Genomic DNA, 26,731 nt, shown 5'->3' with positions numbered 1-26,731 from the left:
ATCAAGGCTGTCCAACCAGCACATTTCCAAGACTGTATTCATCGTCGCTCCGACTGCCTGATCCTGGTTTTCAATTCATCCAGAATCTTTCCTGAAACGCGGAGCTGCGGATACACAGTCTTCGTCAGCGGTTCTCCGCTATTTCCTGTTTTGCCGGCTGTCACTTCGACTGCATAGACTCCTTCCAGGGTATACAGCGGGACATAGAACTCCTGAATAAGCTCCTGACTCATCGATGGAGACAGGTTATATTCCCTGTTCAGGTCATCCGAATTCAATTCATCTTCCTGGCTGATGAATTCCTGCGGAAAGGTTACCTTTATATTTTCACACATGCCATACACCTTAATGGTCAGAATCCCCTGCTCACCGGTTTTAAAAACAGGATCATGGGGTTGCAGGGTTCTGGTTATATAAGCCTCCACCTCCAGGATCGGATCCCAGATCGCATACAGTGTGGTGTTCTTATTCAGTGTAATTTGCTGTGCGGGCTGATAGGAACCCAGATTCGTATCCGGTCTCGTACTCCACCCCAGAAAACGGCACCCGTCCTTTTCAGGCTTTACGAGACTGATTGTAAAATCAGCGGAGTCCGTATTATAAATACTCCTGGTCTCTGCTGAGGGCGCCCCTCTTCCTCCGCCAGCGTCATAGGATAAGGTGATTGTTTTTTTCCAAACTGCGTACAAGTGTATCACAGAATCCTGTGTAGATGAAAGATTCTGTACATTCTGCCGGTCTGCATAGCGTATTGTAGAAGAAGACGCACTGGTACTCCATCCCTGGAAAGTGGAGCCGTCCCGCACAAAGCCATTGGCGTTAAGCGACTGCGCCACATCATAGGTGTGTTTGCCGGATGCCGTATTGCCTCCGGTGTTTCCATTGCCATGATAGGATACGGTATAGGTTACGGGTTTCCAGGAAGCTGTCAGGGTAACTGATCCGGTGGGCGTCCATACGGCTCCCGCATCCCCCACTTTCTTTCCATTCAAATACCACCCCTGAAATAGATAGCCGGTTCTTTTTACCGTCGGCAAAGTTACGGCGGACTGCCTGTAATTCGCCGTCAGGCTTCCGTTGCCTGTGCCAAAGGTGTAGGTGTTTCCATTTACCGTTCCCGGGCCAGAACAGCTCCATCCGGTAAAAATTTTTCCGGCCGTCAGTGTCTTGCTGCCCTCTCCTTTGTTGGCGTCACAATAGACCGTATATCCGGCCGGCGGAACCGGAACACCGATTGCTCTGTTTGTTCCCCATTGCTGTCTGCGCACACTGATTCCCGTGCTGCCTTCCCAGCTTCCTCCGTTCGGATTTATCTGCAGGGCGAAGCTCTGTTTTTGCAGCTGAATGGTTACGGTGCGAGGTCCCTGCACCGCGGTACCACTCGGCGTTTTTACCCGGATGCCCAGATCGTAGAAGGTGGATGCACTCACAGTAAAGGCCTGTGAGGTCAGGGTACTTCCTCCGTTTGGAAGCCGGTTGACAAAGTAATAGTCCTTCCATATAAAATCTCTGTGATCCACAAATTGCTGCAGGGTAGTGGTCCCTCCGCTGTTCTGGACATACGGTGTGCCGGCAAATTCATAGTAAGCCGGCATCTGCCAATGAATCGGAACCGAAAATTCCTGTATGTAGGGTGACCCGCAGTCTCCGCAGAAGGTATAGGGAAAAACAGACGCTGTGTTGGAATCCAGACGCATTCCGCAGGGACTTCCTGATAAAGACAGGTACAAAACCGGCGGATAATTCCGGTAATAAAACTGTTTTCCGGCAAGTCCGCCGACCTGTAAGACTGCGGTTCCAAAGTCCCGGTCCGGGCTGCGGATCTGGATATAGATTCTGCCGGTATCATCCAGATACTGCCAGTCCCAGTGCCCGCAGTCCCCGCTTCCCAGCGAGGTAGCCGCATCTGCACGAAATGGGACAAGGAAGATCCAGCTCAACAGCATGATCAGGAAACTCATCCGCTTCCAGGTCTTTTTCATAAGCATTAACCTCTTTCTATCGATGGAGAATCTTTTACTGTATTTTACTGATTCTCAACAAACCGCTGTTTATTTTTTCATTAAACGCCTGTTCCATTGCCTTGGGAATCCAAAAATTAAGTACCGTGGCCGGGGGCTGTTCCTGTTCCGTACGGACGCGGTCCAGCCTGTTTCCGGAGGAGGTAAAAGCCCCGGATACGTAGACATTGGAAATAATACGCTCATTTACCCCGGTTTCCCGATCGGTAACCGACAAATTAATCCGGTCGCCCGCTCTTATAATCCCCCCTACCACCTGGGACAGATCGGTGACGGATACGCTTACCTCCACCGGTTCCTCCAGTTCTTCCAGTAATGCAGATAATTCACAGAGTTTTGGAATGGTCAGGATCTCCCGCTCGCAGATCTCCTCTTCTGTAATATTCCCGGCCAATTGTTTCCTGTCTTCAATCGCCTGATCAGGGACGTAAGAGACAGGAACATAAATTTCCCGGAAGCTATTCGCTATGATTTCATCCGATAATTCCGTTCCCTTGGGTATATTAGCTACAGCCATGACCACCTGTTTTTCCTCCTCCTTATTCTGAATGCCTGCTTCCAGAATTAAAAGAAGAAGGAATACCAGGAAAGCCATGAAAAAACTGAACAGGAATCTCCATGCCGGATTCTTTTTCCTTTTTTCTTTCGGGTATCTTATTTTAATTCTTTTCATTCTTTTGCTTTTACTCTCCTTATCTTTTTGTATCAGAATCAATCGGTACGGTCATTCTCTCGTTACTACGTCCACACTCTTTTGAACGGTAACTTCTCTGACCTGCCCGATCCATCCCTGTATCGGAAAACAGATCCTGCTGTAGATCGTAGTGCTTTCAATCACTGTCCCATCCGGTGTCCTCACGTCTCCCTGGCTCCCCAGGCAGTTTTTTGTAAGCCATGCGCCGTCTTTTTTCCCTAACTGATAAACCAAATGATTTTCTACATTATATATAATAAAATCTTCTATTCGGATCTGTCCCTTCAGCAGGCTGTTTTCCAAGGCCCTTTCCTGCTCGTCTAATCTCAGATTCTCCCGGAGAGCCGTTCTGAATTCCTCATACGCCCGCACTTCATCGCTGATCAGAATCTCATGCGAAGCGCCGAATTCCGCCAGATCAATAATGGCAGCGGCCAGATTAGAGGCCGTCAGTCCATCCTGCACATAATTCCTGGTTATTTTGATCATTCTGCTCTGATACAGGAAAAGGATCAGCAGCAGAACGATCCCCACCACGCTCAAAGAGATGACGTATTCCACGGCTCCCGCTTCTTTTTTCCTCTCTATCGGCTTTCTTCTGATTTTACCGACCTCCTAATATTTCGCAGTGGAAGCTTTACGGAGCCGCACAGGCGTCAGCACCTCTGTCTGGTTCAGACCGGCAAATCCGCTAAGCCGATGTTGTTTCTGCCGGATCATTCCCTGTATTTGTAATATTACCTGATTCCCGTACCCCACTTCTCCCGTGGTCGTGCCCTCCAGACTGATCTGCTCCATGCCCATATCTGACAGCTCCTGTATCAATTCCTGACTGTCCGTATCAGTCAGACAGCCCTGCGTCTCCATCCGCAGAATATATTCCCTTGCCAGGCTATCCAGCCTGTCCCTGGAATCCAAATCGGACATCCAGTTCAGAAATACGATTCCGATAATCCCCAGCATCAGAACACTCAATATACTGGGCATGAACTTAAATAAGCTTCCCTGCTCTTTTTTTCCCATAAAATCAGGACCTCTTTTCTGTTACATACTAAACAACTCAGAAACCTTTGTATTCATTGATGTCATGATCGTTGTGATCAGGCTGCTGATCTGAGTCCGGAAAATCAGGATCAGGGCTACGGCAATCACAGCCAATGCCACCTCGGCGATAATTTCTTTTCCACCCTGCTCCTTATTCATCCGATTTACTTCCCATCTGCGCATTCTCATGCTTAATTCCTGTTTCCATATATTTCTCATACTAATCCTCCTAAAATTGTATAATGGAATCCATAATCTCAGTTCCCAGCCCCAGCAGGCAGACCCCCATGATTCCAACAAATATCAGCAGCTGTAATACCTGGATTTTCCGGTCCAGTTTTTCCTTTTCTTTCATATGTATCGCATGCTGCATATCGGTGAGCTGGGAGGATACGTCCTCCAGGATCTGCACAGTACGGCCGGATTCTAACGATTGCTGCAAAATCATACATAAAATATCAATATATTTGTTCTCAAACTTTTCGTGAAACTCTTCCAATGCTTGGGTGATATCACTTTTTGCCACTATGCGGTTCGTCAGGGTCAGAAGCGCCGCCTTCAACCGGCCGTTCTCCACAGCAAGATAGCATTCCGAAAGGGAATGAGTCAGATATACTCCCGCCTTCGTCTGTATTCTGAGCGTATCATAGACATTCTTAATATCCGCCAGCATTTCGTCATTGTCCTGTTGATTGGACAGCCGGATGAGTCCATCCGGCGCCTGAAAACCAACCGGCAGCAGCAGTAACCCTATCGCCGGGTGAATCTGTAACCCCGCAGCCATACACAGCAGCGCAAAAACCCCTTTCACCGCCAGATAGGAAACCGGATCGGCTTTCCCCGGAAACATGTACGTAACCCCGTAGTGTTCCAGATAATCCTGAATCCGGTCATACCGGAAATAGGCGAATCTGCTGGTTTTCATTTTCCGGCTGACCTGCCGCCCCATTTGATTCCGCCACTGTATCAGGCGCTCCCCCACCTGGGTATAGGATACGCTGCAAAGCGCCAGCATAAGCAGGACCGGACATAAAATCCCCGTCACCGCTATCCCTATGCGGATCGTTTCCAAAATCTCCATCTGTGTATAGTATCTCCTTTCCATTCACGATTTAACATTATTTTTTCAAATATGGGCAGCGGCTGTATTTATGAGGAACCTTTTTTCCCCGCAAAAAACATGGAATACAGGCAGATCAGCAGTACGAGCAAGCAATATAGCGCGATGCCGTTCCCAATTGCAGAATGAACAAGCACATAGAGAAATCCATGGCGGATGAAACCGTTCAGCATACCGGCGACAACAAAGCAGAGAAGCAGAATGATACTGATTTCGATACGCCCGTTGTCATACAGCGCTTTCCTTTCTTTTTGATTCTGCAGATATTCCTGCAGGCTTCTGCGGTTATCGCGGATAATCTCTGCGTAGTTTGCCTCGTGTCTGGAACAGATCTCCAGATTCCGGATCAGATTCCGAAACTGGGGGTGTTCGATCTGCAGTTCCAGATTTCTAAGCGCCTCCTCCACATTTCCCGTATTGCGCGCCTTGCTCACGCACTCCTGAAGGGCCGGGCGCATAGGCACATCCAGATAGGGGCAGACCTTTTCAAAAATAAAAATCAGATCGTCGCTGGTCTCACTGAAATTCTCCAGCAGATTGGCAAACTGTGTAATGTTGTTCTGTGTTTTCTTATAGTTGGAAATAGAAAGACTGTAAATAAATAGATAAAATAGAAACATGGTAAAAGCGAAAGCCGGAACCGCCGGCAGCCAGATACCGCTCAGACTTTTGGCCAGCGCGGCCGCTGCTGCGGATGATGCCAGCATCAAAATCAGATATAATTCTGTGTTCAAAAATGGCAGATAGTATCGGATATTGCTCTGCAATATCATAAGATCAAACCGGTATAAGATACTTTTTCGCTTGCCTGCCCCCTCTTCAAACCACCGTTTGGTCTCCTCCATTCTGCGGCTTTCCTCCTGTTCTTCCGACAGGCGGTAAAATTCCAGCATTGTCCGCTCCACCAGGCGCTGCTCCCTCAGATAATCATAGAGATTTACAAACCCTGTAAACAGCAGCGGAACCAGAAGCAACCTAAGACATAAGATGATTTCATTGATCAAGCGGTATCATCCCTCCTATAATATTTTTTTGTATTTCAGATCGTTATTCAGATGGTCCCAGCCATCTATTTGAGAGATCTCCCTCACTTTAAAATTTTCCAGGAACACGACCGTGGTTATATGACACAGCATATGCAACGCGTCTTCCCGGCTGTAATCACTTTCGTATTTCACATAATCGGCCAGTTTATTAAGCCCTTCCGTAGAGCTGGCACCATGGACGGACGCCCAGCACTTATGCCCGGTGTATGCCGCGTTTAAAAAATACAGCGCCTCCCCTCCCTTGATTTCCCCAATAATAAAATAGTCCAGGTCTGTCAACAGGCCATTGCGGGCCAGATCCTTCAGATCATATCTTATCTTCCCCTCGCCCTTGCTGGAAACTACATGCTGAAACATCAGATCCGGATGGGTATTGGAAAACAGTTCTTCATTTTCCTGAATGACCAGGCCCGAATAATCCTCCGGAATACAGTCCAGCAGCGCATTCATCAGAGTGGTTTTTCCGGACGCACCTTTCCCGGTAAACAAAATCCCAGAGGCCAAAGAAGCTTCCCGGCGGAGCCAGTCGGCGGTTTCCCCGCTGAGCATACCCATTTTTATAAGATCTGCCAGCGTATTTTTCTGCTTGGCAATTTTTCGGATATGTAGGTAAGGGGTGTCTACCGAATTCACAAACTCTGTTGTAATATTAAAGCGCAATATAAATTTCGGATTTGTTGTTTTGTCGGTAAAGTTTTGAACCGCGTTCAAATCGCTCAGATTGGTCCTGTTTTTGATAACCACCCGGTCCACAAACCGCCGATATGCCTCTTTGCTTCTGAATTTCAACGGCGAAGTCATACGTTTTCCATATCTTTTTATCCGAATGTGATTCTCATCCAGCACCTTAATATCCGATATGGACTCATCGTTGATCAGTTCATCCAGAATATCATAACTCCACAGGAATTTCCGGAAGCGCTCCAATACGATACCGGCCAGAGGCTCCCCAACCTGGCTGTGTTTCAGGTACTCTCTCACCTCACGAAGGAAATCTTCCCTGCTCTTCATTCCGCGTTCGACCAGGTTCAGCGGTTTCATATCGACTCTGGTAAAATAGTCAATAACGTCATCCAACAGTTTATTTACAAAATCCCCCTGAAGAAGATACTCTCTGTTTTCCGCCCGGGTTTTATTTACATACAATTCGCTCCTCCTCTCATTCTGTTCTTTTTCGCTATGAGCACTTAGCGTCTGTATTTTGGACGCTTACGTGCGATGCATGAAAAATAGTCAGCGAGGCTTTTTCGAGCGCTACTATTTTTTCTCTATGAGCACTTAGCGTCCGTACTTTGCTATCTCTTTTTGACCACCTCTTTTCCTAATAAGACCATTGTTGCCCGTTCCTGTCGCGCAATCTCATAATGCCTGCGCCTCCCGCCCGAAGTCCATCATACGAAACACCGATCTGCTCATGATACAAACCGGACAAAGGAATACCTCTCTGCTCGTGATACAAACTGGACAAGGAATACCACTCTACGCCTGATACGAAACGGACAATCAATTAGTAAATGGAATAAATCAGATAAATAAATGAAAGGAATAACTAACATAAATCAGATACAAAACAGATAAATCAGAATCATTCTTTAAAGAACGTACAAAGATCATATCTCAAAATCCGGTGTATGTCAACTCTGCATTCTAACCAAAAAACGCCATCTTTTTACCCCTTATTTTTTACATCTATTTTATTAAGATGAAGAAAAGGCATACAATCCAAGCTCTGAATTGTACGCCTGCGCCGGTATACTGTCTTTGCTATCCGCATATCACATGTTATCCGCATTTCACATGCTATCCGCACTTCCCGTCTACCCTTTGTTCTCCTGTTTTTTAAGACTGGGCCATACCGTTATCATCATCGTAGCAAAACACGCGGTCCCGCCGATAAAATTCGACACCGGCTCCGCCAAAAACACTCCATTCGTCCCCAGACCGCCCACCATCGGCAGCAGAAGCGTCAACGGGATCACGATAATCGCCTTACGAAGCAGCGAAAAGAAGACTGCCTGCCTGGATTTTCCCAATGCCACGAACACGGACTGTCCGGCGAACTGCAGTGACATCATAAAAATGCCGAAAAAATAAATCTTCATGGCGGGAACGCCTGCCTCTAAAAGTTCCGGCTCGCTGTTAAACAGATGGATAAAAAACCGGGGCGCCAGAAGTAACAGTCCCCATACCGCAAACGTATAGATGACGCACACTGCAGTGGTGAATTTTATAGCGCTTCGCACACGGCCGTATTCCTCGGCCCCATAATTAAATCCCATCACCGGCTGGGCGCCATTGGTCACCCCCATTACCGGCATGGTGATAATCTCCCGCACCGAATTGATCACCGTCATGACTCCGACGTAAAGATCGCCCCCGAAATTTTGCAGTGTAGCGTTGCAAATAATCTGTACCGACCCATTGGTCACGGACATCACAAAGCCGGACATTCCAAGTCCGGTAATATTTTTTAACAGTTCCGCCTTTAGCCGCATCCCTTCCCGGTTCAGCCTCAGGATTGCCTTCGGCCCCCGCAGGAATTTGAGCACCCAGACAGCGGACAGCATCTGGGAAATCAAAGTGGCTGCCGCGGCTCCGCGCACTCCCATCTGAAATACGAAGATAAACAACGGATCCAGAATAATATTCGCCACCGCACCCAGCAGTACGGTCATCATGCCGATTTTCCCAAACCCCTGTGAATTGATAAAGCTGTTCATCCCCAGATTGATCATGACGAACACCGTCCCCAGCAGATAGATGGTCAGATAAGAATCCGCGTAAGGAAATGTTGCACTGCTGGCACCGAACAGATACAGCAGCGGCTTTTTAAACAACAGACAGAGTATCATCAGTAGGATGCCGGAAATCAAAAGCATGGAGAACGAATTCCCCATAATCTGCTCCGCTTTTTTGTTTTCCCGCTGTCCTCTGGCTATGGAACACAGAGGGGCTCCTCCCATTCCAAACAAATTGGCAAATGCCGTAATGATTGTAATAATGGGCAGCGCCAGGCCAAGCCCGGTCAGCGGCACGGTAGACTCTCCCGGAATATGCCCGATATAGATCCGATCCACCACGTTATACAGCACATTGATCAGTTGAGCCAAAGTCATGGGCAGCGCCAGGCTTAGAATATTTCCCGACACGCTGCCCTTGCTGAAATCATTGTTCACACTCATGCTTTACAACCCTCTCATTTTCTACCCGTATCTGCCGCCTTAGTCGTCCGGATCTCATGGGCCAGAATCAATGCTCCTTTGGCGCAGGCCGGTCCCACCATTTCGTATAGGATACTGGAAGACAGGATAATCGTGGAGAGCATGGTTCCCATCTGCGGCGGCAGAATCCGCTGACCAAGGGCAGCCAGGCCGATCGCCACTCCCGCCTGCGGCACCAGAGCCAATCCCAGATATTTACGTACTTCCGGCGAAGCCTTGCCGATCAGAGAGCCCATCCAGGCGCCCGCATATTTTCCCAGAATACGGACTCCAAAATATACCACACCGATCACGCCGGCCGACACCAGCATCGGTACATTCAGCCTCATTCCCGACAATACAAAAAACATCAGCATGATAGGCGGTGAAAAATGATTGACCTGCTTAAACAGGTTCTTTTTTTCGATTACATTTACATAAACCGTTCCCATAACCATACAGGGAAGCAGAGGGGAGACGTCCAACATCGTACAGACCCCGGTCATGGCAAAGATCACCGCGTTGATCAGGATCAGTCTGTGATCCCTGGACCGGCTGTCCGATATGATCCATTTCAAAAGATATCCGCACACAGCTCCTAAAAACAAAACCAACAGATTCACCAGCAAAGGCACCAGGAATACATTCCACCGCATATGTACCGCGCCGCTCTCCAGCTGATCCGCGATCGCCGCACACACGCTGAATGCGATCAGGGCTACCGCATCATCCAGCGCCACCACCTGCAGGATCGTATTCACAAGCTCACCTCTGGCATGATACTGATTGATCGTCATGATCGTCGAGGCCGGCGCCGTAGCAGAGCCGATCGCTCCCAGCAATATAGCAAAGGGAACCGACAGGTGAAAAAGAAAGATCATCGTCAGCGCCACTACCGTTCCTGCCAGCAGCGCCTCGAACACGGTAATGATGATGATCCGCTTGCCGTTTTTCTTTAATTCCTCCAGTTTAAAATATTTTCCTACGCCAAACGCAATATACGCCAGGGCTATGTCCGTGATAAATCCCATTCCCTCCATAATATCAGTGGAAATGAGATTCAGAACATAAGGGCCGATCAGCCCCCCCGCTAAGATATACCCCGTCACATCCGGCAAATGCAGCTTTTTCGTGATTCTGGTCATTAAAAAACCAGCAAACAGAATCAACGCAATGCTTAAAATTACCTCCGCAGAAGAATTTTCAATCCTGTCGAGAAGAGCCATTTCACCACGCTCCTTTTTCTACGGCCTTGTCCCGCCGTCCGTACAGCTGATATACTCCCTACGTAATAGCGCCATTTAATATTTTATTATTATAGCACAGTTTTCATGCCATAACTACCAAGGAACACGTTTCCGGCCGGGCCTTTACCTTCTCAAAAGCACAGCGCCAAAGATACCCCGTACACCGGTATAATGAGAGCCATATGCAGCCATATCCATCCTCTGCTGCAAACATCGTTCTCCTCTCCCAGATCTTTTTTGAAACCGGGATAATTAATCACCAGCAGCAGAATCAGGCAGGCGATAAACACCGCGTTAAATATCTTGGAATACAGCGCGTAATTTTTAACCGACCACATGATCTGGTTTAGATTTACATAATGCAGCTTTCCGGTATTGATCCCCGGCAGAAAGTTTGCCAAAAATCCCCGCGCCACATAAGAAGGCCCCATAAACCCATTGGTATTCAGATGGACCAGCACCGCGCCGGCAGACAGCAAAATTTCCAGTATCATATTCAAACGCAGGTACTTTTTATTGGATAATATCACACACAGCAAAAACGGGAACAGAAGGATCAGCCGGTAATAAAAATATTCCGTGAAACCAAAGAATACGAACTGCGTAGCCATGGCGATATAAAGCACATACTGCCGCCACTGCTCGTCCCCCTTTGTCTTCACCACGTAAGCAAAAAAGTAAACCAGACACAGGATTAGAATAAAAATGGAAGTGTTCACAACCGGGCCAAAAGAAATATCTTTGCTCAGTATTTTTCCGATCTCATCCCCGTATTTGATCGCCCCTTTTATTGATTTTTGGTAATTAGGCGCATTGTGGTAAATCAGGGAAAATAAAATAGTGAGCCAGAATCCGCCCAGTACCCGATATATAATTTTATCCACACGCTTTTCTATAAACAGTACCAAACCAATATAGGTAAAGATGAAAAACGGTTTGGTCGCTATCGCAAAGGAAGACAACAGCATAAACAGCCCGTATCGTTTTTTCAAAAGAAAATAAACGGCCATAACCCCAAACATGCAGATGACCACATCATTTTGTCCCGCAAAGCAGACCGCAATATAGATATGAACCGCAGAAACCATCAAAAGAGCCGCCAGCCAGCTCCTGTACCGGTTTCCGGTCATAAGCAGTACGATCTGATACACAAAATAAGCCGTAACCAGGAGTGCCGCTACCAGGAAAAGTTTGGACCAGATCAGCATCAGGGAGTTTTCTACGATCCGGAACCCGAAAAACCTCTGAAAAATCCAGATCGGAATATTCCAGACCGCCCAGGGAAGAACACTGAACACGCTGGTACCCATATCCTTGTGCATGGCGCCGAACAGGTTTTCCCGGCAGTACGCATAATAATCCAATGGCTTTCCGTCAAAAATGACATCCAGAAGGTTCGTGGACCAGATCGTCCAGGATACACCGTCCGCATAAGTATATGTAATCAGAATCAGCCCGCCGATGACACCTGCGATTACCCATTCAACCGGCAGGACACGGCAGCTTTGAAACCATGCCAGATATTTTTTTCCAAACTTTTTGCTATCCATTTTCACTCGCTCCTTGATCGGCTCAGCCAGGTTTTCACCAGTTTCTCTCCTGTCTTTATTCTCGACAGCTCAGCAAAAACCCATACCTGTAAGTCAATACGTAGTGAATTATAGCACGCTAACTCCTGATCTTCAAATTAATCTGCCCATATATTTCTTAATTTTTCCGATCAAAACCTTAACTTTTTCTTAAAGCAGAAGAAATGTCCAACATAACTAAGCTATAGGGAATGTTCGTGTATCACCGATTGTTTTTTGGACCCATTAGCTGTAAAATATGAATAGATAGCAGTGTTGATATTATTTTACCAAAGAGGGGGAATTCTATGAAATGGTATCAAAAAACCGGCTGGATTCTGGCTCTATTAGTTTTATGCTTTCCTCTTGGCTGTTTTCTTATGTGGCAGTATAAAAAGGAATGGAAAACAACAAGTAAAGCAGGGGCCAGCGCGGTATTCGCAGTATTCTTTCTGGCTGTCTTACTTTCTACATTTTCATCCGACACAACTCAAACTGCGGCACTTACGGACCAATTAAAAACCGTACAGGCTGAAAAACAGGAGCTGGAAACACAAATTGAATCACTGTCCGCCGATCTGTCCGCTCTGAACGATGAAAATCAAACAAATGCGGCAAAGATTGAGGAACTGCAGGATCAGTTGGAGACAGCCGAACAAACCATAGCTTCCATGGCTGACTCAGATTCCACGGAAGAACTGCAAAGTCAGATCGACGCCTTGCAAAGTGAGAACACAAAGCTAACGGAAGAAAATGAAAAATTAGCCGCTCAGTCCGCATCTGCTTCCAATTCTTCTAAATCATCCCCAGACGCTACCGTATCTTCCGGCGCTGACGCTCCTTCGCAGCCTGCCGACACGGATTCGCAAATCGTACTGGTTACCAAAACAGGCAGCAAGTATCACAATCATAAGTGCGGCAATGGTACGTATTATGAGGCAACACTTGAGGACGCCCTGGCAAGGGGATTAACCCCATGCAAAAAGTGCTTTTAAAGGCTTCTGAATTCAATACATACTTCTAAGGACTCCACATATATATGTATAAAAACATATATTGTGGGGTTTTTGTATGCAAAGAATGTCAAAAAAAGAGCATAAAAAACTGAACATACCAACGGTGGCCAAATCCGGTTTTTTCTGGTTTGCCCTGCTGCTGTTGATTGTATGCAGTGTCCTGTATTTACCAACCGTCACTTCGGTCAGCAGTTCGGTGGACGGACGCGAGCTTCCGATCTACTGTGTGGAGACCCCGAAAAAGCAGGTGGCCCTAAGCTTTGACGCCGCTTGGGGCTGTGAAGATACGATGACGTTATTGGATATTCTGGCGAAATACAATGTACATGCAACCTTTTTTATGACCGGAGGCTGGGTGGACAGTTATCCGGAAGATGTGAAAAAGATACTGGCGGCCGGCCATGATCTGGGCAATCACTCACAGAATCATAAAAACATGAGCCAGTTAAGCGATGAGGAATGTAAACAGGAGCTGATGAGTGTACATAGTAAGGTCAAAGAACTGACCGGTTATGAGATGTTTTTGTTTCGTCCTCCCTACGGCGATTATGATAATCATGTGATCACGAATGCCAGAGACTGCGGCTATTATCCGATTCAGTGGGACGTAGACAGCCTGGACTGGAAAGATTACGGGGCTGACAGCATCATACAGACGGTAACACAGCACGAACATCTGGGTAATGGTTCCATCATTCTGATGCATAATGGAGCGAAGTATACAAAAGACGCTCTGGAAACGGTAATTACCACGCTGCAGGGGGCGGGTTATGAGCTGGTTCCGGTTTCCCAGCTGATCTACCGGGAGCAATACCACATGGATCACGAGGGGCGGCAGATACCGGACAGCAAATAAAAAAATATTTGTGAAAGCCAATGCCGATACGTCAAGCCTGACATAGAAACTATAAAAGACCTCCAAACAGCTGCAGTACACTGATATGATTCCCCTTAAGAAGATTTTGGTTATTTACCATGTCTACTTATGTGGAAACATATCACACTGCAAATCTGTTTTAGAGGTCCTTTTAATTACATGATTGTCTTACTGCTGTCTCTATTTACCACAAAGATGCCAACACAGACCAGTACCAATGCGGTCAGCCCCATCCACCCGAAGGCCTGCTCCTGTTCATGCAGCAGCAGCGCGGACAGGATAACACCGAACACCGGATTCATAAAACCAAATACCGCCACTTTTGACGCCGGGTTATACTTCAGAAGATTCCCCCAGATCGAATAAGCCCCTGCCGACACGATGGCCAGGTAGAACAGCATACCCGTTGAGCCGGCCGTAAACGTTGTGATCGTTCCGCCGGTCAGCAAACCGCAAATAGTAATCACGAGCCCGCCGATCACAAACTGATAGCCGCTCAACAGCATCGGATCCTCATCTTTTCCGAACTTCTTCAAAAACACACTGGACATGGCATAGGAGAACGCCGACAGCAGGATAAATCCTTCCCCGGTCAGTTTGATTCCCGCATCCATACCGCCCTGATTCAAATTGATCAAAACCACACCGGCAAAGCCCACCACACAGCCCAGTATTTTCGACGCAGTCAGTTTCTCCTGTCGAAAGACAAGACTGGCCAACAGGATCACAAAGAATACGTTGGCCGCTTCAATTATAGAGGATTTCACTCCTGTCGTGTTCGCAAGGCCGATATAGAAAAATATGTATTGAATAATCGTTTGGAACAAGCTTAGAATCAGGATTTTCTTCCAGGCTTCTTTCCTGGGTACCATAAATTTACGTCCCATGAGACTTCCTATTACTATGACCAGAATCCCCGCCAGTGTGAACCGCATACCCGCGAACAGCATCTGGCTGCTCACCGCATCCGCCGGAATCTTAAACAGTTGGTATCCTATTTTGATACAGGGAAATGCACTTCCCCACAGCGCGCAGCAAATCATTGCCATAAAACAAAGCGCCGGTGTCTTTTTTAACCATTCTCCCTTTTTCGATGACATATCGACTCAGCCCCTCCTTTAGCAGTTTATCCGGGCTCTTACCCAGACTCTGTTTCTATTCAAACGGGTTAATCATAGCATTTCGCGAGAAAAATCTCAAGAATAATATTCTTTGATTTTTTGTGCAAAAACAACGTTCACCCCATCTCAAAAGGAGAAATGTAAATAATGTATGTTTCAGGTCATTAGGAAATTTTTATGATTGTTCAGCTAATGGACAAATAGATAAAAAGATAAAAATTTAGAAAATTCAGTTAACCGGATCAATTCAACTTGTATTCAAATAACTTATTTGGTTCTGGTTTTCATTTCACTAACTGTTCTTGCTCGATGTGCTAATATATTATATTTTCGTATTCTGCAATGCTTTTGCACATGACAATAACACCACATGACAGACATATTAAGAAATTTTCTGCAAAATGGCACTATGCTCTGCTACTACCTCTTTCAGCATCTGAGTATCTGCCACCAAAGTCTCATAAGTCTCCACACTATATTTATAACGGTTATAGGTAGAGATATAACAGGATTCTATGTTCTGCAAACGAGGTATTATATTATTTTCATTGTCTAATTTTAATATTAGGACATCATGTTTTAATTCTGATATATCTTGCTTTAATTCAATTCTTAGCGATGAAATATCTTCCTTTAATCCATTTATTTCTTCGCCGACTTCGGTTTTAAATTCCTCCATTTCTGTTCTGAATCCGTTTATTTCTTCGCTGACTTCTGTTTTTAATTCCTTTATTTCTGTTCTAAATCCCTTTATTTCTTCACTGACTTCTGTTTTAAATTCCTTTATTTCTGTTCTAAATCCCTTTATTTCTTCACTGACTTCTGTTCTGAATCCCTTTATTTCTTCGCCAACTTCAGTTCTAATTCCATTAATTTTTTGATCCATAATATCAGCTATCGCCACTAACAACTCATTATCTGTCATTATCCTCACCTCCTTTCATTGGTAAAAAAAGTATATCATATAGAGACTATAAAATCTATATTATTTTTGACTGATTTTCTTCCCTTTTATCGGATCGAAACATCTCCACTACCGCCTCATACATAAACCGGGCCGGAACACCGCCCGTCTTCCGACGAGCCGTGTCCCGGCCCTAAGCTAATCCCCTCCCACACCTCTCATCAAGGCGTATCCGGTCCAGAATCATCCATAAACCGTTCTATGGTTTCTCTGTCCGGATAGGATGGGATTGTCCCCTGATGCGCCACCGTATAGGCGGAATATCGGTTAGCCCACCGGCAGGCTTCTGTTATCGTTTTTCCCCAGACCAAGTTTGCAGCGAATGCAGCCAAAAATCCATCTCCCGCTCCGGTTGTATCTACGGCCTGTTGTTTCACCCCCGGAATCCACGTACATATATCATCCTCCAGTACCATACAACCCTCATCTCCCAATGTCATAATTACATTCCCGGGTAAGCAGGTCTGTTTCACCCGGCGGATCACCTGTGCTCTGTACCCATTACCAGTTTTCCCGTCCTGCTCCTCTTCCTCGATCTGAGCCAGGACGCATGCCTCCTCCCAGTTAATAATCAGAATATCGATATCCAAAAGCATACCTATCCCATGTTCCGGCACCGGACTGGCATTCAGGATTGTACATATACCTTTGTTATGGGCGATTTTGGCTGCCTTCAGAGCCAGATCTTCGCGTATTTCAAATCCTGTGATCAGTATGTCCGCATTGGAAAAACACCCGATATCCTCCTCCAGTTCTTCTATCGTCATGGCATTGCTGCTGCTTTCGCCAACAACAATGGAATTCCTTCCGTCATGATCCGTCAATATAATACCTGTGCAGGTATTTACCTGTTCGGAACGGCGGATTCTGCAGATATTCACCCCAGCCTCTTCCATCCAGGAGATTCCTAAGTCACCCCAGTAGTCCTTACCAATCTTTCCCAGAAAAGCAGTTGGAATTTTTAGTCTTCCAAGGGCGATCGCTACATTAGATCCTTTTCCCCCGTCCTGCTCAAACTGCCAGTCCTTCCCTCGGATCGTCTCTCCCCATTTTGGCAGACGGTCTATCCTGACATACTGTCCGACTCCGTGATTGTTGAATACCAGGACCCGGGGGGCTTCTTTTGCAGCTACCATAGCTTCATTTTATGCGACAGCGGATGGTCGCAGGAGGCCTTGTCACAGCATAGTATCTTTTCGGGAATGTATTGGGTCAGGAATGTCACCGGATATTCCAGGACAGGCTCTTTGCACATAAGCAGGATACGGATGACCGTGTTCTTCCATGCGCCGGTTGTAATCATAAATACAATCCGCTTCGATGTCAGGATGGATTTCATTCCAACCGTGATAGCCATGGGTGGAACCATATCATAAAAGCCGCCAAAGGTCCGCTGGGCTAATGCCACGATAGTATCCTCATTAATCTCGCGTATTCTGGTTTTTCCGTTTTTAAATTGTTCCCGGGTTATTCTGTGATACCTGGAATGGGGTGCTTCACAGAATGCGATCAGTCCCTTGCAGCCGATACCCGCCCATGTCGTATCGATACCGCCCATCTCTTCCACTTTCCGGTCGAAGCAGTCCGGATCGTGTATATCCGGCCAAATTCTTTGTTCCACAGGAACATTAAGTTTTGGATCTATCCGGTCATAAAAACCTCCCTGCATAGTGCCCCGCAGGCTGCAAAATTTTTCCTCTACCGGATAAGGCCGGCCTTCCCAATCCAGAAATTCGTCCATATGAAATACATAAAGGTTTTTCAGACTAATTTTTTCCCGGTTTACCCGGTCGATAAAAGTCGTGTACTGCTCCATCGGACCGGCCGGCAGGATCCATCTGGTTATCCTACCCTCTTTGTTATACCGTATCATTTCTTCCGCCATCAGGTTACCAATGTCCGTCATAGTCTGTTCTTTCGTGTCAGACAGGCGGACCGCCGCATTTAATCCCTCCTGTTTGCATAATTCATCGAAGGGGATCCGGCACCATTCCTCGATCTGCTCTATCGTCAATTGAAATTCCATTTTTTCCTCCATTCGTATGTTTTTCCGCATGCATGATTAGAGTTCATGTCTATAAATTAACCTCATTCACCTTCCCTTTAAGTAATTCTGAATGCAGCCGCGTATATAAGGTGTCAGGCTCTCGAATCCGTCCTCCGTAATCAGAAAACCCTCTTCGATTCGGTTTGATCCCCCAGGCATTCCGAAAAGACTGATATCGGTGTTCACCGTCATCCCCGCCTGAAAACTATCCGCCGTGTGTTCGTCCGGATAAGGTGACTCCGCTTCGGCACTGCCGATCCCGTGCAGCGGAGGATAGATGTCATACTGTTCCAGATTTTTACTTCGAAAATAGTCCCGCACCGCTTTTACAATCCCATTCATGGGGCGTCCGGGCCCGATCTGCCGCAACGCGATTTCCGATGCTTCCATTAATACCCGGATCACTTCTTCCGTCTCAGGTGAACAATGCCCCACGGCAAAAGGCGCGCCGCTGCTGGCGATATATCCTTCATACATAACCGCGATCCCGCACATAACCATGTCTCCGTCTTCGATCACCTTATGCTGGGGCCTGCCCACGATGGATTCCGTTCGATCTCCCGACGCCAGAATAGTAAATACGATCTGCTCCGCTCCTGCTTTTCTCGCCGCATATTCCGCTTCCGCAGCCGCCTCGATCTCAGTCATACCAATCAGCCGGTCTCCAAGCTCATAGACTGCGGCAAATCCCAGATCAGCCTGTCGGCCCGCCTCTTTCAAACACCGGATCTCCTCGCCGGTTTTGATTTGTTTTACAGCCCGCATCACCGGATTGGCGTCGATCGGGTCAACCTGGAACGACCGCTTAATATCGTCCAGCAGATAAAGAGACATCGAATCTATTCCCGCTATCCCCAGACGCCGTACCTTTCCGGCAGTATTGATTTCCCTGGCCAGTTTACAAAAGTCTGTATAGCTGGCCAAAGGATAATCGATCTCTTCCGGCACATAGATCCCGGCCAGGCCGGGGTGAAGACGGATATCATTCCAAACGGACATCTCCCGGGCGATCATCTCCCCCTCAGGAGCACACATCAGTATTGGCTCTGCATCCTTCGGAATCAACAATATTCCCCGTTCGAACAATGGCCAATAATTGCTCACATAGCGCAGGTGTTCCCTGCGGTACTCGTCTCCATAGACCAATAGCAGATCCAGGTTATTCTTCAGCATCTCCTCCCGTATCCGGGCGATTCTTTGTTCAAACTCACTTCGCGGTATCCCATAACATTTCTTCATTTGCCTCATCCTCCTGCGTACACTGCCGCGTCAGCGCAGCACGCCTTTATAATTGATACTGTCCAGCATAACAGCCAGGAATATAATGGCCCCCCGGACTATAGTGTAGGCATAGGGAGACGCATTTACCATAGCCATCCCATTGGTAATCAGCGTAATCAAAAGTATTCCCACTACCGCCCCCGGAAGAATCGTTGCCTTACCTCCGAACAAACTGGCGCCGCCAACCACCGCAGCCGAGATAGCGATAAATTCATTCCCCTCACCAAAGGTGGCCGCAATCGTTCCGATCTGTCCGGCAGAGAGAATCCCTCCAAGAGCGGCCAGCACTGCGCAGATCACATAGACAAGGATCGTATCCCGGTCCACATTGATTCCGATCTTCTTTGCGTTCTCCGGATCGTTTCCGATGGCCATCAGATGCCTGCCGAACGTGGTAGAGCGTAATATATAATTCGACACTACCAACAGTACGGCAAAAATAATCAGTACATATGGAATGTTAAAAATCCGTCCGCTGGCCAGAGGACTCATAAAAGTAATATTAAACTGTCTGGTATTTGAAATCGTAAGTCCCAGTCCCCGCATCACACTGCCCACAGCCAATGTGGTAATAAACGGAACCATCCTGAATTTTGTTATTATAATGCCGTTCAAGAGTCCGAATACAATACCCACTGCCACCGCAATTCCCAGACATGCCGCCAGCGCAGCCGTGGAATCCAAAAAATTTTTACTCACGTTCACAGTCATCACACCAACCAGCGTACTGGCCAGGAACATATTTCTGCCTATCGATATGTCGATTCCCCCTACCGTCAGCACAAAGATAATTCCAATTACCGCGATTCCGTGGGGAGATGCCTGCTGCAATATCAGGATCAGATTGTTAAATGTCAAAAAGTTGGGATTCGAGACACTGAAATAGATCATCAGCAACAGGAAGATCAGATACATCCCATAGCGCATAAGATACTGCAGGATCCGTTTTCCCACACTTCCTTCACAGGCTTCCGTCATCTTCACCTACTCCTTTCCATATTTGCCTTGTTTCTCAAGGCATACAGGTATACCCGCAGGGTGTTTCCATATTTGCCTTGTTTCTCAAGGCATACAGGTATACCCTCATAAAGCAAACTTCATGATCCGTTCCTGTGAATAATCTTCCTTCCGGACCTCTCCCGTCAGCCTTCCATTGGACAAAACCAGAATCCGGTCGCAGATTCCCATCAGCTCCTGCATCTCCGAGGATACCACCAGGATTGCGGAGCCCTCCTTTGCCATATTTAAAATCAGTCTGTAAATCTCATATTTTGCCCCCACGTCCACCCCGTGGGTAGGTTCATCCACCAGAAAAATTTTAGGTTCTTTCAACAGCCATTTTCCCATGACTACTTTCTGCTGGTTTCCCCCTGACAGACTGTTGGCCGCCTGCTGGTCCGGACGCGCCGTTTTGATGTCCAGAGTTTTCACCATCTTCCTGCACAGCTCGGCCTCTTCTTTCGTATCCACAACTCCCATGGAACCGGCCAGTTCTTCATTTTTCACCATCAGCAGATTGGTGCTGACCGGCCTGGGCATAAGCAGGCCTTCCTCCCGGCGGTTTTCCGTGATAAATGCCATCCCTCTGTGGATGCATTCGCCCGGGGAAGGTTTTTTTACTTCCTCTCCAAATACCCGCACCTCTCCGCTCTCCTTAGGATCCAGCCCGAACACGGCCCTTAAGATCTGTGTTCTCCCTGCTCCCATCAGTCCGAACAGCCCCAGGACTTCCCCTTCCCGCAGGCAGAAAGAAACCCCTTTTACAAAGCCTGCGCAGTTTAAATCTTTCACTTCAAGAACCTTATCATGAATCTCTTTTTCTACGGACGGATAGACCTGGGTCAGCTCCCGCCCCACCATATCGCGTATCAGTCCCGCGCGGTCATACCGTTCCCTTTTATCGGTATGCACCACTTTGCCGTCCCTCAACACACTGATCCGGTCACACAGGAGCAGCACATCCTCCAGAATATGGGAAATATAAATGATCGACACTCCATTTTCCTTTAATTCCCGTATTGCTTTAAACAACTTTTCCTTTTCCCGGTTGGACAGCGAAGTAGTCGGCTCATCGAAAATTATCACCTTCGCATTTTTCATCAGTGCCTTCGCTATCTCCACCATCTGTCTGGAACCCATGGGCAGATTTCCCATTTTTGCGGATGCCCGCACATTCAGATCATACTTATCTATGTATTCCTGGCTCTTTGCCCGGATTTTCTTTTTATCGATCCTTCCCAGGAATCCCGTGGGAAAATTGTCAATAAACATATTTTCTGCCACGCTTAGATTGGTAAACAGGTTCAGTTCCTGATGGATAAAAGCTATCCCCTTTTCCGTAGCATATTTCGGCGAAGCAGGTTCGTAGGGTTCTCCAAGGAATTCAATACTGCCCGCGCTCATAGGGAAAATACCTCCCAGTATATTCATCAGTGTAGATTTTCCAGCTCCGTTCTCTCCCACCAGTCCCAGTATTTCTCCCTGGCGCAGCTCCAGGTTCACATGATGCAGCACCTCCACCGAAAAGAAGCTCTTACAGATATCGTTTAATTTTAAAATCACATCGGACATATCCTGATTCTCCTTTCCCGGCTCAGTTTTCCTGATATGCGCTCTGCCGCTTCATAACATAATCCATCATAGCCACGACAAATATCAGAATCCCCTGTACCAACAATATAATATACCAGGTCACATTCATCAGATTCATGACATTGGTCATCAGTGACATGAAAATCACACCCAGAAGCGTCTGTCTGACTCCCCCGGAGCCTCCAAGCACGCTGGTACCCCCGATGATAACAGCCCCAATAATATTTAAAAACATCTTATCTCCCAAAGTCGGTATTCCGGACTGATTCCTGGCTGTCGCAAGAATGCTGGATATCCCGGCGTACAGGCCGCACAGCACGAAGAGGAGAAAGATCGTTTTTTTAACCGGAATTCCCGATACTTCTGCGGTTCTGGCGTTGGTTCCCACTGCGTAAACATTTCTTCCGAACCGGGTTTTCGTCAGTAACCAGTCTGAGAACAGGAACACCGCCGCCGCGATCAGTACAGGCACAAAGAACCAGTTACCAAGCCCGCCCAGGACGCCGAATGCCGGAGGCAGGCCTGCGATCGTGGCGGATAGCGTAGCCTCGGCCGCAATAGAGTTGACGAACAGCACAGCGGCGCCGGAACCGATCATCTGCATCACCAGCGTGACAATAAAGGACGGCATCTTAAGCCGGGTTACCGCAGCTCCATTAATTATTCCAAACACCACTCCCGTACCTGCCATCATAAGAACCGCGGCGCATATCCCCAGCAGGGGATTTGCGGCAAGCGGTGTCCTGGCCATAAGATAAGCTCCCAGTACGCTGCCCAGGGACAGGACGGAGGTGATGCTGAAGTCGATCCCGGCGTTCAATTGAACCAATGTCAGCCCGCAGGACAGAATCAGCAGATCGGTGGATTGTAACAGCAGATTCTTCAAATTAAATACCGTAAAGAAATTAGGAGTGAAAAATAGAGCTACCAACACCGCTGCTGTCAGGAATACCAGGATCGGATATTTCATCACCACCGCCTTAATCTTCCGCAGTTTTTCGTTCATATCGACCACCTCTTGTCTTTATTCCACATCGTCCCAGCTCCAGATCGAAGGGCCTGTCTCCTCTACATTTTTATAAGTAGCAAGCGTGGCGCCGTAGACAATCTGTCCGTCATCCGCTTCCTCTTCCCCGTTTAAGATCTTAACCGCGTGGATCACACTCTGTACCCCGCAGTCCACCGCGTCAAAGGCTCCGTCCACTTCGCTGTACCCGTCCTTTAATACCTGCATCCCTGCCGAGTCCCCATCACTGGAGAGGATTACCACATGTCCCTCTTCCCCGATCCTGTGCCAGCGGTTCACCTGCTGCAACGCACTCTGTACGGAAGGGATTAACAGATCGGAAGGTACAATAATCATGTTAATTTCCGGGTTGGATTGCAGCCAATTCTGCATTCCCTTTAATGCTGTCTCCTGATTCCACTCCGTAGGTACCTCACCAACTATTTCAATAATGTCCGGATGCTCTGCGATCACCTCTTTGAAACCGGTGGACAGCTTCACTGTGGCAGAATCCCCAAGACTTCCCAAAAGCAGCAGTGCCTGATAAGGTTCGGTAATCTTGTCTTCTTCTTTTACATCATCTACAAACCACTGAATAATATCTTTCCCCATCTGGTAAGTATCGGCCACCACTGATTTGGCTGCCTTCGCCCCTTCGATGGCCCGGTCGCACATAATGACCGGGATTCCGGCATCCATCGCTTCCTGGACGGTAACGGCGATCGAGGTACCGTCTAACGGAATACAGATAATCGCGTCGACCTTCTGGGAAATCAGATTACGCATCTGTTCATTCTGTTTATTGATGTCATCATCTGCCATTAAAGTAACCAGCTCTACTCCCATCTGTTCTGCCGTAGCTGTGATGCCGTTATAGGTTCCCACATAATAGGGGGAAAATAAGGAACAGATCGAAACTCCGATTGTCATGTCACCATTGTCTTTTTCTACATCAGTTGCCGTCTTACTTTGATCCTGACCGTTGTCTTCGGTTTCCGTGGATTCGGATGCGGCGGCGGGTGCCGTTTCGTTTTCTTTTTGCCCTGCGCACCCTGCGGCGGCCAATGTAAGCATGACTGCCATAAATAATGCAAATAACCTTTTGAACATAATTTTCTCCTCCTTTGTGAACAGATAACTGTCGCCTCTGGTCTTCTGATGTTTTAGCATTTTAAATGGATAGGGTAAACTTTAAATTGCTTCTGCCGTTCGGCAAATAGCTTATTCACTATTTTAAATAATTTTAATTATTTATTTAAAATATTTTAATTAAATTTTATCCCTTAAAATGCTCCTTTCCACCTCTTATGCTAGCTTTTATTTACTATTTTGTCAATATTTGTTGTAAATTTTCTAATATTTTATTAACTTTTTAGTTTTAGCAGAGTAAAATATATGTTTTTTCTAATATTATTTGTTTAAAATACACATAAATTTTAAATTATTTTATTAAAATAATCCCTTGAATTTTAAAATAGAACTTGCTATGATAGATACAGAAAAAACAGAATAAATGATTACCGGCAAACACAAAAGAAAATATACTCCAAAAAGGGGGAACCACTTTGAATCTAAAAGACATCGCACAGGCCGCACAGGTCTCACCTGCCACCGTATCCCTGGTGCTGCATAATAAAAAAGGGGTAAATAAAGAAACCCGGGAACGTCTCACCGAGCTTCTTATACAGAACGGATATGTAATTGAATCAGATCCTCTCCCGTTCAGCCAGACCAGAAGCATCCGTTTTTTAAAGTACAGCCTGCACTCTTATCTGGTTGATGGAAACGCAAATTTCGTCTCCTCCATGATCGATTCCATAGAACACGAATCCAGACGTCTGGGCTATAATCTCATTATGACCTCCTTCGATGCCCACAATGCCGGGGAGGTCTTCGATATGCTGCGCAGCCAGCCTCAGGAGGACGGGCTGATTCTGCTGGGAACCGAGTGGTATCCACACGACAATACCTATCTTCAGGAACTTCATTCTCCGCTGGTGATCGTGGACAATCTTCTGGTTCAGGAGCCTTATGACTGCGTGGTTGCCAACAATGAACAGCTGTCCTATATCGCAGTCAAGCATCTGGCCGATCTGGGGCATCCAAAGATCGGTCTGTTAGCCAACTCCCTGCCCACCTGTAACTGCCAGAGCCTCCGGTCCTCCTATAAGTCGGCCCTGCAAAAACTGGGGCTTCCCTTTGATTCCTCGCTGATTCACGAGGTGCCGCCCTCCCTCTCCGGTTCCTATGAAAGCACAAAAGCCCTGCTGCGCCAGGGCGTCACATTTCCTTCCGCCATGCTGGCGATCAATGACTGTATTGCTCTGGGCGCCATCAAGGCTTTTAAAGAAGCCGGCGTGAGAGTTCCGGAAGATATCTCTGTCGTAGGAATTGATAATATCTCATTCTCCGCCATCTCCGATCCGCCGCTGACCACCTGTAACGCGTATCCCGCAGATCTGGGCATCTGGGCGGTACGCCTGCTGGATCACAAGATCAGCCACCCGGATTCCCCGGTTCAGAAGATGCTAATCGACGGGGACTTAATCATCCGAAACAGTACCAAAAAATACAAACCGAGATGATTACTTCCCTTTGCCTGCCTTAGCCCGCCGCCGGTCAAATCTCAGAAACAGCAGGAAGATAGAGTCGATCAGAAAAATCGCAAGCGCGATCGCACCCGCGATCATGAATGTCTCAAACAAATACGATTTCACCGCCTCAAAGTCTTTCTCCAGCATGTAATAGACCACGCGGAACATGCCCACGCCGGGTACGATCGGCAGGATTCCAGGAACGAAGAAGGTGGTCACCGGGGCTTTCCGGCTCCGGGCCAGGATATTGGACAGCAGGGCAACCACGATGGCGGAGATCAGACTCCCCATAATCGTACTGTTTTCCACGCGAAGCACCACCAGATAGATGAGCCAGCCAAGAGAGCCCGTGGCACTGGTGTACAGCAGATATTTCCTGGGGACCTCCAGGATGATGGAAAAACACAAGACAGATACGAACGCACCGATAATCTGTAGTATCATAGCAGGACCTCCCATCCGAACAGGCCACAGATACCGAGGCCCAGACCCACGCCCAACGCGATGGCCAGCGCTTTCACAAACGCCTCCAGCATTCTGGCTCCGCCGGACATGTAATCCCCCTGAAGCGTATCCCGGGCCGCATTGGTCACCGCCACCCCGGGCATCATCGGCATCATGGTTGCTATAATGATCAGGTCCAGGTGGACGGGCACCGGCAGGAACCGGCCCACCGCGCAGGCGCAGACCGCGATAGCCGCACAGATACAAAAATCCCGTATAAATGGCCTCAGGCCGATCCGGCTGCCCCCATAGGTCATGGCTGCCATCAGGACGCCGCATACCGCAGCATTCAGACAGTCGATGGCATTTCCGCCCAGCAGCATGGTATAGAAGATAGACACCATGACCAGACACAGGTTGACCAGATAGGGACGGTAGATTCTCTCCCTGGACACGGACATCAGTTCTTCCCTGGTCTCATTCAGTGTCAGTGCGCCGGCGCAGAAACGTCTGGATATCTCATTCACCCGGCAGATCCGGTTGAGATTCGTATCTCTGTTCTTAATCCTGCGTACGACGGTAATGGGATGCATGTCCCGATCGGAAGCCGTCACCACGATGGAGGTGGTCAGCACCACCGCTTCCGCCCGGCCCGGCTTTTGCGCTTCCAGCATATGGGTAATCGTCTCTTCGCAGCGGTACGTCTCCGCATTATTTTTTAACATGATCTCACCAGCCAGTACGGCGGTGTCTGTCAGGGATTGATAATCCACGTGATCACCCTTTTCCTCATTTTATGTTAGCATCATAGCACATGGCCCGGACCGCTTCAAGGGCCAAAAAACCGGC

Annotated in this window: 25 protein-coding genes; 3 read left to right on the top strand and 22 right to left on the bottom strand. The window is 47.5% G+C overall.

The window, feature by feature from the left end:
* Positions 1-38: 38 nt before the first annotated feature.
* From KTH89_RS02930 to KTH89_RS02880, 11 genes are all read right to left on the bottom strand, one after another.
* A complete protein-coding gene (locus KTH89_RS02930; RefSeq protein ID WP_238720563.1) occupies positions 39-1,982 on the bottom strand; it encodes an InlB B-repeat-containing protein in 1,944 nt (647 codons plus the stop codon).
* 34 nt (positions 1,983-2,016) lie between these two features.
* A complete protein-coding gene (locus tag KTH89_RS02925; RefSeq protein ID WP_238720562.1) occupies positions 2,017-2,694 on the bottom strand; it encodes an SAF domain-containing protein in 678 nt (225 codons plus the stop codon).
* A gap of 51 nt (positions 2,695-2,745) precedes the next feature.
* The gene (locus tag KTH89_RS02920; protein WP_158342913.1) at positions 2,746-3,276 is read right to left on the bottom strand and encodes a hypothetical protein; all 531 of its coding nucleotides are present in this window, start codon (positions 3,274-3,276) and stop codon (positions 2,746-2,748) included.
* A gap of 54 nt (positions 3,277-3,330) precedes the next feature.
* Positions 3,331-3,738 carry a hypothetical protein gene (locus KTH89_RS02915; RefSeq protein ID WP_158342912.1) on the bottom strand — a complete coding sequence of 136 codons (408 nt, stop codon included), beginning with the start codon at positions 3,736-3,738 and terminating at the stop codon, positions 3,331-3,333.
* Between the two features lie 21 nt (positions 3,739-3,759).
* Complete coding sequence (locus KTH89_RS02910; protein ID WP_158342911.1) at positions 3,760-3,978, bottom strand: Flp1 family type IVb pilin; 219 nt, start codon at positions 3,976-3,978, stop codon at positions 3,760-3,762.
* Between the two features lie 10 nt (positions 3,979-3,988).
* A complete protein-coding gene (locus KTH89_RS02905) occupies positions 3,989-4,840 on the bottom strand; it encodes a type II secretion system F family protein (protein ID WP_238720561.1) in 852 nt (283 codons plus the stop codon).
* 68 nt (positions 4,841-4,908) lie between these two features.
* A complete protein-coding gene (locus KTH89_RS02900) occupies positions 4,909-5,883 on the bottom strand; it encodes a type II secretion system F family protein (RefSeq protein ID WP_238720560.1) in 975 nt (324 codons plus the stop codon).
* Between the two features lie 15 nt (positions 5,884-5,898).
* Positions 5,899-7,071, bottom strand: coding sequence for an ATPase, T2SS/T4P/T4SS family (locus KTH89_RS02895; protein WP_238720559.1), 1,173 nt, complete (start codon positions 7,069-7,071; stop codon positions 5,899-5,901).
* 671 nt (positions 7,072-7,742) lie between these two features.
* Positions 7,743-9,107: an MATE family efflux transporter gene (locus tag KTH89_RS02890; RefSeq protein ID WP_238720558.1), complete on the bottom strand. Its 1,365-nt coding sequence runs from the start codon at positions 9,105-9,107 to the stop codon at positions 7,743-7,745.
* A gap of 14 nt (positions 9,108-9,121) precedes the next feature.
* Complete coding sequence (locus tag KTH89_RS02885) at positions 9,122-10,351, bottom strand: cation:proton antiporter (protein WP_238720557.1); 1,230 nt, start codon at positions 10,349-10,351, stop codon at positions 9,122-9,124.
* 152 nt (positions 10,352-10,503) lie between these two features.
* Positions 10,504-11,922 carry a hypothetical protein gene (locus KTH89_RS02880; protein ID WP_238720556.1) on the bottom strand — a complete coding sequence of 473 codons (1,419 nt, stop codon included), beginning with the start codon at positions 11,920-11,922 and terminating at the stop codon, positions 10,504-10,506.
* Between the two features lie 326 nt (positions 11,923-12,248).
* Here KTH89_RS02880 and KTH89_RS02875 point away from each other — a divergent pair, with 326 nt between their 5' ends.
* Positions 12,249-12,935, top strand: coding sequence for a hypothetical protein (locus KTH89_RS02875; RefSeq protein WP_238720555.1), 687 nt, complete (start codon positions 12,249-12,251; stop codon positions 12,933-12,935).
* 76 nt (positions 12,936-13,011) lie between these two features.
* A complete protein-coding gene (locus KTH89_RS02870) occupies positions 13,012-13,812 on the top strand; it encodes a polysaccharide deacetylase family protein (protein WP_238720554.1) in 801 nt (266 codons plus the stop codon).
* 176 nt (positions 13,813-13,988) lie between these two features.
* Here KTH89_RS02870 and KTH89_RS02865 read toward each other — a convergent pair whose 3' ends face one another.
* From KTH89_RS02865 to KTH89_RS02825, 9 genes are all read right to left on the bottom strand, one after another.
* On the bottom strand, positions 13,989-14,933 hold the full coding sequence (locus KTH89_RS02865) for a DMT family transporter (RefSeq protein WP_238720553.1): 945 nt from the start codon (positions 14,931-14,933) through the stop codon (positions 13,989-13,991).
* Between the two features lie 403 nt (positions 14,934-15,336).
* Positions 15,337-15,879, bottom strand: coding sequence for a CCDC90 family protein (locus KTH89_RS02860; protein ID WP_238720552.1), 543 nt, complete (start codon positions 15,877-15,879; stop codon positions 15,337-15,339).
* 200 nt (positions 15,880-16,079) lie between these two features.
* Entirely contained in the window at positions 16,080-17,054 is a 975-nt protein-coding gene (locus tag KTH89_RS02855; protein WP_238720551.1) for a ribokinase, read from the bottom strand.
* Positions 17,048-17,944 (bottom strand): sugar phosphate isomerase family, encoded by an 897-nt coding sequence (locus KTH89_RS02850; RefSeq protein WP_158342893.1) that lies wholly within the window; start codon positions 17,942-17,944, stop codon positions 17,048-17,050. The genes KTH89_RS02855 and KTH89_RS02850 overlap by 7 nt, the downstream gene beginning before the upstream one ends.
* A gap of 66 nt (positions 17,945-18,010) precedes the next feature.
* The gene (locus KTH89_RS02845) at positions 18,011-19,204 is read right to left on the bottom strand and encodes a M24 family metallopeptidase (RefSeq protein ID WP_238720550.1); all 1,194 of its coding nucleotides are present in this window, start codon (positions 19,202-19,204) and stop codon (positions 18,011-18,013) included.
* Positions 19,205-19,234: 30 nt separating this feature from the next.
* Entirely contained in the window at positions 19,235-20,224 is a 990-nt protein-coding gene (locus KTH89_RS02840; RefSeq protein WP_158342891.1) for an ABC transporter permease, read from the bottom strand.
* 105 nt (positions 20,225-20,329) lie between these two features.
* Positions 20,330-21,817 (bottom strand): sugar ABC transporter ATP-binding protein, encoded by a 1,488-nt coding sequence (locus KTH89_RS02835; RefSeq protein ID WP_238720549.1) that lies wholly within the window; start codon positions 21,815-21,817, stop codon positions 20,330-20,332.
* Positions 21,818-21,839: 22 nt separating this feature from the next.
* Positions 21,840-22,844 carry an ABC transporter permease gene (locus KTH89_RS02830; protein ID WP_238720548.1) on the bottom strand — a complete coding sequence of 335 codons (1,005 nt, stop codon included), beginning with the start codon at positions 22,842-22,844 and terminating at the stop codon, positions 21,840-21,842.
* A gap of 18 nt (positions 22,845-22,862) precedes the next feature.
* A complete protein-coding gene (locus tag KTH89_RS02825; RefSeq protein WP_238720547.1) occupies positions 22,863-23,954 on the bottom strand; it encodes a sugar ABC transporter substrate-binding protein in 1,092 nt (363 codons plus the stop codon).
* Between the two features lie 455 nt (positions 23,955-24,409).
* Here KTH89_RS02825 and KTH89_RS02820 point away from each other — a divergent pair, with 455 nt between their 5' ends.
* A complete protein-coding gene (locus KTH89_RS02820; protein ID WP_158342887.1) occupies positions 24,410-25,429 on the top strand; it encodes a LacI family DNA-binding transcriptional regulator in 1,020 nt (339 codons plus the stop codon).
* Here the strand turns inward: KTH89_RS02820 and KTH89_RS02815 are convergent, their stop codons facing one another.
* Positions 25,430-25,882 carry a threonine/serine exporter family protein gene (locus KTH89_RS02815; RefSeq protein WP_238720546.1) on the bottom strand — a complete coding sequence of 151 codons (453 nt, stop codon included), beginning with the start codon at positions 25,880-25,882 and terminating at the stop codon, positions 25,430-25,432.
* Positions 25,879-26,655 carry a threonine/serine exporter family protein gene (locus KTH89_RS02810; RefSeq protein ID WP_238720545.1) on the bottom strand — a complete coding sequence of 259 codons (777 nt, stop codon included), beginning with the start codon at positions 26,653-26,655 and terminating at the stop codon, positions 25,879-25,881. Before KTH89_RS02810 ends, KTH89_RS02815 begins: the two co-directional genes overlap by 4 nt.
* Between the last annotated feature and the right edge of the window lie 76 nt (positions 26,656-26,731).

The sequence above is a fragment of the Diplocloster agilis genome (assembly GCF_019042275.1).
Taxonomy (GTDB): domain Bacteria; phylum Bacillota; class Clostridia; order Lachnospirales; family Lachnospiraceae; genus Diplocloster; species Diplocloster agilis.
This window is presented reverse-complemented; position numbering and strand designations above follow the sequence as displayed.